The 11,236-nt window shown below is 60.6% G+C and carries 11 protein-coding genes; 5 read left to right on the top strand and 6 right to left on the bottom strand.

Annotated elements, in window-relative coordinates:
* Nucleotides 1-3 precede the first annotated feature (3 nt).
* The 5 genes from ACEN83_RS21955 to ACEN83_RS21975 all read right to left on the bottom strand — a co-directional run bounded on the left by ACEN83_RS21955 (nucleotide 4) and on the right by ACEN83_RS21975 (nucleotide 4,209).
* Nucleotides 4-171, bottom strand: a complete 168-nt coding sequence (locus ACEN83_RS21955; RefSeq protein ID WP_495580923.1) for a hypothetical protein — start codon at nucleotides 169-171, stop codon at nucleotides 4-6.
* 112 nt (nucleotides 172-283) lie between these two features.
* Nucleotides 284-514 (bottom strand): MbtH family protein, encoded by a 231-nt coding sequence (locus tag ACEN83_RS21960; RefSeq protein ID WP_495578427.1) that lies wholly within the window; start codon nucleotides 512-514, stop codon nucleotides 284-286.
* Between the two features lie 81 nt (nucleotides 515-595).
* A complete protein-coding gene (locus ACEN83_RS21965) occupies nucleotides 596-2,008 on the bottom strand; it encodes an aspartate aminotransferase family protein (protein ID WP_495578428.1) in 1,413 nt (470 codons plus the stop codon).
* Nucleotides 2,009-2,206: 198 nt separating this feature from the next.
* The gene (locus ACEN83_RS21970) at nucleotides 2,207-3,532 is read right to left on the bottom strand and encodes an ATP-binding protein (protein ID WP_495578429.1); all 1,326 of its coding nucleotides are present in this window, start codon (nucleotides 3,530-3,532) and stop codon (nucleotides 2,207-2,209) included.
* On the bottom strand, nucleotides 3,529-4,209 hold the full coding sequence (locus ACEN83_RS21975; RefSeq protein ID WP_495578430.1) for a response regulator: 681 nt from the start codon (nucleotides 4,207-4,209) through the stop codon (nucleotides 3,529-3,531). The genes ACEN83_RS21970 and ACEN83_RS21975 overlap by 4 nt, the downstream gene beginning before the upstream one ends.
* 190 nt (nucleotides 4,210-4,399) lie before the next feature.
* Here ACEN83_RS21975 and ACEN83_RS21980 point away from each other — a divergent pair, with 190 nt between their 5' ends.
* The 4 genes from ACEN83_RS21980 (at nucleotide 4,400) to dsbG (ending at nucleotide 8,810) form a co-directional block, all read left to right on the top strand.
* Nucleotides 4,400-5,350, top strand: coding sequence for a tetratricopeptide repeat protein (locus tag ACEN83_RS21980; RefSeq protein ID WP_495578431.1), 951 nt, complete (start codon nucleotides 4,400-4,402; stop codon nucleotides 5,348-5,350).
* A 120-nt stretch (nucleotides 5,351-5,470) separates the two neighbouring features.
* A complete protein-coding gene (gene dsbD / locus ACEN83_RS21985) occupies nucleotides 5,471-7,213 on the top strand; it encodes a protein-disulfide reductase DsbD (RefSeq protein WP_495578432.1) in 1,743 nt (580 codons plus the stop codon).
* Nucleotides 7,213-8,067, top strand: a complete 855-nt coding sequence (locus tag ACEN83_RS21990) for a TlpA family protein disulfide reductase (RefSeq protein ID WP_495578433.1) — start codon at nucleotides 7,213-7,215, stop codon at nucleotides 8,065-8,067. The genes dsbD and ACEN83_RS21990 overlap by 1 nt, the downstream gene beginning before the upstream one ends.
* Nucleotides 8,043-8,810, top strand: coding sequence for a thiol:disulfide interchange protein DsbG (gene dsbG, locus ACEN83_RS21995; protein ID WP_116580105.1), 768 nt, complete (start codon nucleotides 8,043-8,045; stop codon nucleotides 8,808-8,810). The genes ACEN83_RS21990 and dsbG overlap by 25 nt, the downstream gene beginning before the upstream one ends.
* Nucleotides 8,811-8,873: 63 nt before the next feature.
* Here the strand turns inward: dsbG and ACEN83_RS22000 are convergent, their stop codons facing one another.
* Nucleotides 8,874-9,692 (bottom strand): alpha/beta fold hydrolase, encoded by an 819-nt coding sequence (locus ACEN83_RS22000; protein WP_495578434.1) that lies wholly within the window; start codon nucleotides 9,690-9,692, stop codon nucleotides 8,874-8,876.
* Between the two features lie 236 nt (nucleotides 9,693-9,928).
* On the opposite strand from ACEN83_RS22000, the gene ACEN83_RS22005 reads away from it, so the two are divergent.
* The gene (locus ACEN83_RS22005) at nucleotides 9,929-11,173 is read left to right on the top strand and encodes a hypothetical protein (protein WP_495578435.1); all 1,245 of its coding nucleotides are present in this window, start codon (nucleotides 9,929-9,931) and stop codon (nucleotides 11,171-11,173) included.
* The last annotated feature ends 63 nt before the right edge of the window (nucleotides 11,174-11,236 follow it).

Genomic DNA, 11,236 nt, shown 5'->3' on the forward strand with positions numbered 1-11,236 from the left:
GATTCAAGCGGTCTTCTCAGCCGCCTGCTCATCCATCTTCTGGCGCAGGCTCAACGGACGCATGTCAGTCCAGGTCTCTTCGATAGGGTTGGTGGTGTTGAGTACCGATGCTGAAGACCCGGTGGGTGAACTGGAGGGGAATGTGGACAGGGTGATCGAGGGGTTGAGCAACGGGCCTTCGGCCTAAGATCAAAAGATCGCAGCCTTCGGCAGCTCCTACAGGTATTGCGTATCCTGTAGGAGCTGCCGAAGGCTGCGATCTTTTACCAGGAAGCCCGCTGATTCAAGCGGTCTTCTCAGCCGCCTGCTCATCCATCTTCTGGCGCAGGCTCAACGGACGCATGTCGGTCCAGGTCTCTTCGATATAGGCCAGGCATTCCTTTTTCATCCCGCTTTTGCCCACGGTGCGCCAGCCCTGCGGCACGGCTTTGTAATCGGGCCAGATCGAGTATTGCTCTTCATGGTTGACCACGACCTGAAAGAGGATGTCCTCGCGGTCGAATACTGAAGTCATGCTGTCTCTCCATCGGTGTTGGGCGGGCTGCGCCCTGTGCGCAGCCGTTATGTAGAAGGAACGTTGCGCGGCGCGAAATATTTACTGATCGCGGGTGGCAGCGGCCAGGGCCCGGCCGAAAATCCCGGCCACCTGATCGATTTCCGCAGCGCTGATCACCAGTGGTGGCAGGAAGCGCACCACCGCGCCATGGCGGCCACCGAGTTCCAGGATCAAGCCACGCTTTAGGCATTCGCGCTGCACCAGGGGTGCCAGGCGGGCGAAGGCCGGCGGGTGGCCCTGGGCATCCGGTGCGCCCGTCGGATCGACCAGTTCGACACCGAGCATCAAGCCACGCCCACGAATATCACCCAGTTGCGGGAAGTCCCGTTGCAGAATGCGCAGGTGCTCGGCCAGGCGTTCGCCCATGGCGGCGGCATGCTCGCAAACCTTGTGTTCGACCAGATAACGCATCACTGCGGAACCGGCGGCCATGGCCATCTGGTTGCCCCGGAAGGTCCCGGCGTGGGCGCCCGGCAGCCAGGTGTCGAGCCAGTCGCGATAGACCACCACCGCCAGCGGCAGGCTGCCGCCGATGGCCTTGGACATCACCACGACATCGGGAATGATCCCGGCGTGTTCGAAGGCAAACATCTTGCCGGTACGGGCGAATCCGCTCTGGATTTCATCGACGATCAGGGCGACGCCCGCCTTTTCGGTGATCCGCCGCACACCGCGCAACCAGTCCAGGTCGGCCGGGATCACTCCACCCTCGCCCTGCACCACTTCCACGATCACCGCCGCCGGCAATTGCACCCCGGCCTCGGGGTCGTTGAGCAGGTTTTCCAGATAACTCAGGTTGGCTTTCACCCCTTGCGCACCGCCCAGCCCGAACGGGCAGCGGTAATCGTAAGGGTACGGCATGAACTGCACGCCGCTGCCGAGCAAGGCGCCCAGCGGTTTTTTCGGCCCGAGGCTGCCCATCAGGCTCAGCGCGCCCTGGCTCATGCCGTGATACCCGCCCTGGAACGAGATCACGGTGCTGCGGCCCGTGGCGGTACGCACCAGCTTCAGGGCGGCTTCCACGGCGTCGGTGCCCGTGGGACCGCAGAACTGGATCTTCGCTTCAGCGGCCAGGGCAGGCGGCAGCAGGCCGAACAGGTCCTGGACGAACTGATCCTTGACCGGGGTGGTCAGGTCCAGAGTGTGCAGCGGCAGCTCATCGGTGAGCACTTGCTGGATGGCCTGGATCACCACCGGGTGGTTGTGCCCCAGGGCCAGGGTCCCGGCACCGGCCAGGCAGTCGATGAACCTGCGGCCTTCGACGTCTTCGACGTAAATACCCTTGGCGCGCTTGAGCGCCAGGGGAATGCGTCGCGGATAGCTGCGGGCGTTTGACTCCTGCTGGCTCTGGCGGGTCAGCAATGGCGATTCGTTGAATTGATAAAGTGTCTCGGCAGACGTCGGAGCGACCCGGGCCGGCTGATCTTCGATAAGGCTGGTAGCGACTGACATCTCTCGACCCCTCAATACGGTTTTCCTGTTCTGGAAACGCATCAGCGCTTGAGAGATTTAGGTGGTAACACGGAAACCTTTGTAGGAGCGAGCTCTGCTCGCGATGGACTCAAGAACACCGCGTGCATTCAGAAAGCACGCGTTATCGTTATCGACCATCGCGAGCAAGCTCGCTCCTACAGGGGGTTGTGGTGTTTTTCAGGCTGGTTGCAGCGGCATCGTCAGCTCAACCCGCAAGCCGTCCGGTCGGCTATCGAATTGCAGCGTACAACCGCAACGCTGAACGATCGCCTGGACAATCGCCAGCCCCAGGCCACAACCCGTGCTCTGGCCGTTGCGCCAGAAGCGTTGGGTCAAGTGCTGCAAATCCTCTTCGGCAATCCCCGGCCCATGGTCGCGCACCACGAACTGCACACGATTGCCGGTGGTTTCCAGGCTCAACTCCACCGCTTTGTCGGCGGGAGTATGGCGCAGTGCGTTGTCGAGCAAATTGCGCAACGCGGCGATCGACAGCACGGCGGGCATTTGTACTGGTGCAGCGGAGACCTTGCCCGGAGCCTGAAACCTGATGCGCTGGCGATCGCCGCTCGCCGCATCCTGGATCGCCAGTTTTGCCACTTGCTCGGCGTTGCACTGCACACCGTCGTCAAACGACAGGCTGCCCTCGACCCGCGCCAGCAACAGCAATTGCTCGAGGGTGCGGTGCATGCGATCCGCCCCTTCTTCGGCGCGCGCCAGGGATTGGTCCCGGGCGCTACCGTCGGTCATGCGCGCCACTTGCAGGTGGGTCTTGATGGCGGTCAGCGGGCTGCGCAACTCGTGGGCCGCGTCGCCGGTCAGGCGACGTTCGCGCTCGATGGTCTTGCCGATGCGCTGGAGCAACTGGTTCTGGGTTTCCAGCAAGGGTTGCAGCTCGCTGGGCAATGGCCGGATCTGCAAGGGTTCCAGGGAGTCGGCGCTGCGGCGCATCAAGGCGTCGCGCATGCGGTTGAGCGGTGCCAGCCCCTGGCCGATGCCCAGCCAGAGCAGGCACAGGCAACCGAGCAGCGCCACGCCCACCGGTACCGAAGCGGCCAGCAGGATCGACATGTTCAACGCCTCACGCTCGATTTGCCGGTCGGCGGTGGTGATGCGCAGATCACCCCGGGCCAGCGTGAAACTGCGCCACGGCGCGCCGTCGATCATCTGATCGTGAAAGCCCAGCTTCTCGGCCTCCAGAGTCTGCTGCGGATCGGTGTGACTGCGGGCCAGGATTTCACCGCGCAACGAACTGACCTGGCACGCCATGCCACCCGGTATGTTCAATTGTTCGGCGCTGAAGTGGGTGCCCTCGCCCTTGCTCGGCACGGGCGGCAGTTGCTCCATGAGGCCGGCGACCATGCGTGCCGACGCCACCAGGCGCTGGTCGAGGGAAAACATCATTTGATTGCGCAAATCGCTGAGCATCCAGGCCGCGGCCAGGGCCCAGATCAGCGCAAACGCAGCGCCGAGCGTCAGGCTCAGGCGCAAACGCAGACTCATCACTTCGATTCTTCTCCGCCATCAGCCGGCCCCAGGCGATAACCCAGGCCGCGCACGGTCTCGACAATGCCATTGCCGAGCTTGCGCCGCAGGTGATGGATATGAACGTTCAGGGCGTTGCTTTCCAGTTCGTCGTTGAAACCGTAGACGCTGTCCTTCAGTTGCTCGGTGGACAGCACCCGGCCACGGTTATGCAACAAGGCTTGCAGCAGGGACTGCTCGCGACGCGAGAGGTCGACCGGCTGACCGGCGAGTGTGGTTTCGCGGCTGCTCGGGTCGTAGGTCAGGGCGCCGTGTTCGATCAGGTTGACACTGCGCCCCGCCACCCGTCGCAACAGCGTATGCAGGCGCGCAGCGAGCTCGCGCAGGTCGAAGGGTTTGAGCAGGTAATCATCGGCACCGGCTTGCAGGCCATCGACGCGGTCGGTGACCGAATCACGCGCGGTGAGGATCAAAACCGGCAACTCCAGGCCCTGATGGCGCAATTGCTGCAGCAGCTTGAGGCCGTCTTCGTCCGGCAGCCCAAGGTCGAGCACCATGACATCGAACTCCGCCACCTTGAGCATCGCCCGGGCAGCGGACGCCGTGGCCACGTGCTCCACGGTCAGGCCCTGGGCGGACAGGCCGGCGACGATGCCACTGGCGATCAGTTCATCGTCTTCGCAAACCAGTACGTGCATGGTGAAACCTTCGCAAATATGACGATTGAATACACCGTCGATTAACTCCGGATTATGCCTGCAACCCGGAGTGGGACAATGGCGCCCCAGGATTGATTGAATGCAATACATATGTACCGCATCCATCCCCCTGCATCTCAATAGTCTGTGTCGGGTAGTACTCAAATTCAATTCAACACAGGCACACACCATGTATACCCACGAATCTGCGCTAACGACACTTTTCAACCTGCGTGACGGGCTGGTCATGCAAACCACCCAGGTGACCGAACTGCAAATACAAGCCACGACCAAGGGCCTGACATTGTACAACCTGGGCGAATTCACTCATTCACAAACCTACCTGACCATTGGCGCAACAGCGGGCAATCGGGATGCGCAATACGCCTTGGGCGAAGTCTTCAGGCGTCAGGCAAAGGGCCTGACCGATGATGCCAAAAAGTGGTATGGACTGGCCGCGGCGCAAAATCACGTGTATGCCCTGATGCGGCTGGGCGACGATGAGTCCCTGAAAACGGCCAGGGAACTGGCTCAGGCAGAGGCGGATAAAGGCAATGCCGACGCCATGCTGGAGCTGTACGAACTGGACCAGGACATTGCGACGCTAAAAAAAGCGGCCGATGCCGGATCGATGGAGGCCCAGTACATTCTCGCGATCAAATACGAGGAGGACAAGACGCTCATTGTCGACAAAGCCGAGCGGGATATCGCAATCAACGGTTTGCTGAAAAAAGCCGCCGACAGTGGCTTTTCCAGGGCCATGCACTGGTCCGCCAATCGACCGCCAATCCTCCGGGATCTCCCTGTCAGGCGTCAATGGGTTGAAAAACGCGCGCAGCGCAATGATGTCTACGGATTGCTGAACTATGGCCGTGCCCTCGGTGGTTTCTACACCGCTGAAGATGGCTCTGACGAATATGGCTTCACGGAGGATCTGGTCAAAAGTTACGGATTGTTCTGGCTGATCACCGAAACCACCCGGGAGCTGTCCGTACATGCCCTGGCCGCGCAGGACCTGCAGACCATTGCCAAAGACATGACGAGCGCTCAGATCGATGCGGCGAAAGTCTTTGCCCGGCAGTGGGAAGCCGATCATCCGCCAATGTCCGAGTACAGGCTGACCTATAGCGCGGTCAACTGATCGAACCTGGCAACGACACCACGCTGCATCTGTCACTGCAAACGCTCGACTTCACTGCGTTAACACCCGGTTAATCGATGGCCATCATCGTGGACGAATTAAATAAGCCAGGTGTTGTCGATGCGTTACTTCGTTTTCTTGCTGCTGGCATTGTTTGCCGGCCTGGGGCAGGCCCAGGCCGGCAACAATCCATTTGAAACAAAACCTGAATTTCTTCCAGTCGACAAGGCCTTTGCCTTTACTTCCGAACGCCTGGAGTCCGGCGAGACTCAGCTATTCTGGCAAATTACCGACGGCTATTACCTGTATCAAAAACGTTTGAAGTTCGACGGTTTACCTGTCGCGCAGCATCCCGTTTTGCCCCAAGGCGAGGAGCACAGCGATGAGTTCTTCGGTCAGCAACAAGTCTATCGCCAGGCCCTGGAACTGAAGATTCCAGCCGGGGCCAGTGGTCAGGTGAAAGTCAGTTACCAGGGTTGCGCCGACGCAGGTTTGTGTTATCCACCGCAGACCAGAATCGTCGATCTGGGCGATGCCCTTGTGGCGAACACCCTCACTGAAGCACCGGACCAGGCGCTGGCCAGCGGCCTGCAACAAAGGGCGCTGGGCTGGAGCCTTGTGCTGTTCTTCGGCCTGGGCCTGCTGCTGGCTTTCACCCCCTGTTCATTGCCGATGCTGCCGATTCTGGCGGGATTGATCGTCGGCAGCGGCGCCACGCCCAAGCGCGGCTTTGCCCTGGCCGGCAGTTACGTGGTCAGCATGGCGCTGGTGTATGCGGCGATGGGTGTCCTGGCCGCCTCCCTGGGTGCGAACCTGCAAGCCTGGTTGCAAAACCCCTGGCTGCTGGGCAGTTTCGCGGCGATTTTCGTGTTGCTGGCGCTGCCGATGTTCGGCTACTTCGAGCTGCAACTGCCGGTGGCTGTGCGGGATCGCCTGGAAAACGTTTCGCGTAATCAGCGCGGCGGCAGCCTGATCGGCGCCGGGGTGCTGGGCGCCCTGTCCGGTCTGCTGGTCGGGCCCTGCATGACCGCACCGCTGGCCGGCGCCCTGCTCTACATCGCGCAAAGCGGTAACGCGTTGCATGGCGGATTGATTCTGTTTGCCATGGGCATCGGCATCGGCGTACCGCTGCTGTTGCTGGTGACCGTGGGCAATCGCTTCATGCCCAAGCCGGGCGCGTGGATGAACCTGGTCAAAGGCATTTTCGGCTTCCTGTTCCTCGCCACGGCGTTGCTGATGTTGCGCCCGGTACTGGACGAATCCCTGTGGGTCGGCTTGTGCGGTACGCTGCTGTTGATCACGGCGTATAGTGCCTGGAAACAGTCGGAAGGTTTCGGCCGCATCGCCCACCTGTTTGGCGCCAGTTCGTTGCTGCTCGGTTTGTGGGGCAGCCTGCTGGTGATCGGGGCGGCCGGAGGCAGTGACGATCCGTTCAAACCGTTGCAAGTCTTCCGCGCCTCGAACCAGGCGGTGGCCGCCGTGCCGGTTGGCCACGATGCCTTCACCACCATCAAGGATCCGCAGGCATTGCAACGAGAGCTCGACGCCGCGCGGGCGCAGGGCCAATGGGTGCTGCTGGACTACTACGCTGACTGGTGTGTGTCGTGCAAGGTCATGGAAAAACAAGTGTTTGGCAAACCCCAAGTGCTTGAAGCCTTGAACGAAGTGCGCTTGCTCCGCCTGGATGTCACCGCCGACAATGCCGCCAGCCGCGAGTTGCTCGGCCGTTACAAGGTGCCAGGGCCTCCAAGCCTTCTGTGGATTGGCGCCGACGGTGAAGAACGGCGCAGCCAGCGCATCACCGGCGAGGTCGATGCCGACACTTTCCTGCAACGCTGGATTACCACCCGAGACGCCCGTTAATGCTGACCTTCACCCTCGGCACCTTTGCCATCGCGCTCAATCACCTGCTGCTGATCAGTGCGCTGGCGCTGGCCACTTTTGTCGGCTGGCGGGTGGCCAAGCGCGGCGGAGATAACCCCGAATCCGCGCTGTTCAGCCTGTTCCTGCTGGGCATGCTGGCGGCCCGGATCGGTTTCGTGGCGGTCTATTGGGCGCACTACCGCAATGATCCGTGGCAGATCATCGACCTGCGCGATGGCGGTTTTCTCGCCTGGCCGGGGGTGATTGTCGTGCTGCTCGCTACGCTGTATCGCGGCTGGCGTCGCCCGGGGTTGCGCCGCCCACTGGGTTTTGGCGCGGCCAGCGGCCTGGCGTTCTGGTTGTTGGCAACGTTCTCCCTGTCGATTTATGAACAAGGCACACGCCTGCCGGAAATCACCCTGCGCAACGCCGCTGGCGAAACCGTGCAACTGGCCGACTACAAGGGCGGCCCGTTGGTCATCAATCTCTGGGCCACCTGGTGCCCGCCGTGCCGCCGGGAAATGCCGGTGCTGGAAAGCGCCCAGCAACAACGTCCGGACCTGACATTCCTGTTCGTCAACCAGGCGGAAAGCATGCAAAGCGTCGCGACCTTTCTGGAAACCCAGGGCCTGAGCCTGTCCAACGTGCTATTCGACGGCGGCGGGCGACTGAGCCAGGCCGTCGGTTCCATGGCATTGCCGACTACGCTGTTCTACAGCCCCGAAGGTCGCCTGCTGGGCAGCCATCTGGGTGAGCTGTCAAACGCCAGCCTGGCTCGCGCGCTGGAAAACTTCGACACCGTTCCCGTCACCTCTTCAAGGAAACTGCCATGCCCCGCCTCCGCCACCTGCTGACCCTGAGCCTCGGTGCTGCCCTGTTGCACCTGCCATCGGTGCAGGCCGAAGAGTTGCCCGATGCGATCAGGAAAATCGAGGCCAAGGGCGCGAAAATCGTCGGCCAGTTCGACGCTCCCGACGGCTTGCGCGGGTATGCCGCGCAATACCAGGGCCGCGGCATGGCGCTGTACCTGACCCCGGATGGCAAACACGTGTTGCTGGGCAACCTGTATGACGCCGAGGGTAATGACCTGAGCAGCGCGCCACTGCAGAAACTGGTGTACGCGCCGATGGCCAAGGAAGTCTGGGCCAAGTTCGAAACCAGTAACTGGATCGGTGACGGCAAGAAGGATGCGCCGCGCGTGGTGTACCTGTTCAGTGACCCGAACTGCCCGTACTGCAACATGTTCTGGGAACAGGCCCGGCCGTGGGTCAAGGCCGGCAAGGTGCAGTTGCGCCACATCATGGTGGGCATCATCCGCGAAGACAGCCCGGGGAAATCCGCCGCACTGCTCGCCGCCAAAGACCCGGAAAAAGCCCTGCAGGATCACGAAGCCGCCGGCAAGGGCAGCTCGCTCAAGGCCTTGAAGGAAGTGCCGCCAGCGATTCAGGCAAAGTTCGCGGCCAACATGCAATTGATGGAAGAGCTGGAGTTGCAGGCGACCCCGGCGATTTTCTACATGGACGACAAAGGTAACCTGCAACAACAGCAAGGCGCGCCGTCACCGGACAAACTGGAGAAAATTCTCGGGCCGAAGTAAGCAAGATCAAAAGATCGCAGCCTTCGGCAGCTCCTACAGGGCTGCGATCTTTTTTCGAAAAACCTACGCCGGATTGCGCTCAGCCAAGAACTCCAGCAGCGCCTGGCTGACAAACTGCGGATTCTCCAGACTGGAAATATGCCCCGCCTCCGGCACCAGCACCCACGGGCAGCCAATCAGCTCAGCCATTTCACGGGTTTCCTCCGGCGGACGCGGAATGTCCTGATCGCCGCACATCACCAGTGTGCTGGCACCGTCCAGCTCGCCCAGCCGGTTCATACAGTCATCACGGCCAAAGGTAATGCGCCCCATCGGCACGATGCTTTCACGCAGGCGATCGGCGGGCAAGGCAGCCAACGCAGCACGGAAGTTCCGATACAGCGCCGATTGCGGGTCGATACCAGGGCGAAAGAAGATCGGCACCACGATATCCAGCAGCGCAGGAGTGATGACACCCGCCTCTTCGATCTGCTTCAACAGTGAAAAGTAATACTGGCGGGTCGGCTCAGGTTCAGCGCCGACGTAGGTGTCCATCAGCACCAGCCCGTTGATCCGCTGTGCAGCCGATAAGGCCAGGCGCGTGCCCCACATGCCACCGACCGACAAACCGACCAGCGTGACCCGCTCGATGCCCAGATGATCGAGCAAGACCAATGCCTGACGCGCCAGGTCATCCAGCGATACAGTGCCGACAGGCAACGGCCCGGATTGACCATGCCCCCACAGGTCCAGGGCTATCACACGATACTGTTGCGCCAGCGCGGCAATCTGCGGCGCCCACATGTTCTGATCCCACAGGTAACTACCGGCCAGCAGCACCGCCGGGCCGGTGCCTTGATCGATGTAGTGAAGGGCTTGTCCGTCTATCGTTACGAAGGGCATCGACTGTCTCCGCGGGGAAAATTGATCCGAAAGACTGAGCGGCTCACCGGTCGCAGTCAATCGCCAGAATGTATGCGTTTGTATAAGCGTCACCACCGGCTGGCGCTCGGAGCCATTGGTCGGAATCACCTTTTTACCCCAGTAAAACTGTCAACTCTGACAGTAGCCGCGCCCCTGTTTCGAGTGCATACCTAACCACTGCCAAAATCGCCGATATACCGACAGGAGTGGTTACCGTGGCTAAAAAACAATTGCCGGAATTGCCTTACCCCAATGTCAAGTACGCAACCAGTGAGAACCTGCTCTATCCCCTCGATGCCATGAATGGCACCAAGGTCACGGTTGCCTTTGAAGGCATGAGCAAAAGACACAGGATTCAATTGCATTGGGACGGGCCCTCAGGTGCAGGCAGGCCAACACTGCCGGTAGTCGATGGCCGTGCCAGTGGCAGTGTGGTGATTGCGATCGATGCGTCAGTCATCGGTGCCTGTGTCGGTAAAACCATTCCCGTTTGGTACACCGCGACACTGGACGATCAGACGCTAGAGTCTTACCGACTGGAACTGACGGTCGAAATGATTCATCCCGAGGATTTGCCGGCACCTGTATTCCGCGACCTGCAATGGGTTGAAGGCGATTGGTGGCTCGACATGCGTTGGTTTGCCGGCAATGCCCGGATCGCCCTGCCAAAGTGGCCCCTCATTGCCGCTGGACAGCGTTTGTGGATCCTTGCCGTCGGCAATGAGCACCAGATTGGCCACTACCGTTTCGATTGGGTGATGGAAAACCATGTTGTAACGACGCAAGAGGCTGACGCTGAAGACAGGTTTGAACTGGAACTCTCGCGCACCTGGCTGGCCGGTTGTGAGGACTATTCCTCCGTCACCTTGAATGTGGCCGTGACGTTCGACGGTGCGCCCGGTACACCGCCGTTAGATCCTTCGGTTTCTCTCCTGCCGGAAAACGGCCATGAGTTGCTTCACACGACCGCCAAGCTACGGGTGACTGAAATTGAGGAGTTCGACGACTTTGAAAGCTATCCAAAAAAGGAGTTTCTCAGACCTGGCAGTACTATCGACACACGTCTTTTAAAGCTCGAACTGCCTCAAGACTCTCACACGGGCATCGGGCTCCATATCGTGCGAACAGAACCCGAAGACTTCCCGGAAATGCTTAAGGGAAAGGCGTTGGCGCTGTGCTGCGGAGGTGCATCGGAACAATTGCGGCGAGCACGCTTACCGCTCAAATGGAAGTGTAGCCGCATCAGGTTTGCCTACGCGACAACCGGCGAAGGCGCGACCTTCAAGTTCATGGGCGAGGGTGATTTATTGCTTGAGGAGCGCTGGGTTGAAAGCCGGAAATGGGTGAATTTTCAGGCCCCGCAAGGTCACCTGCTCCATTGCATCGAAGTGGAAAGTCTAAAGCACGGATCTATCGATAACCTGACCATCTGGCATAAGGGCGACCCCAATCCCGTCTGAGCATCCGACAGTACGTCGATGCAGTGAGCATCGACGTACTGTCAGCGTGGCCCGTTCAACAGT

This window comes from Pseudomonas sp. Pseusp49, assembly GCF_059491875.1.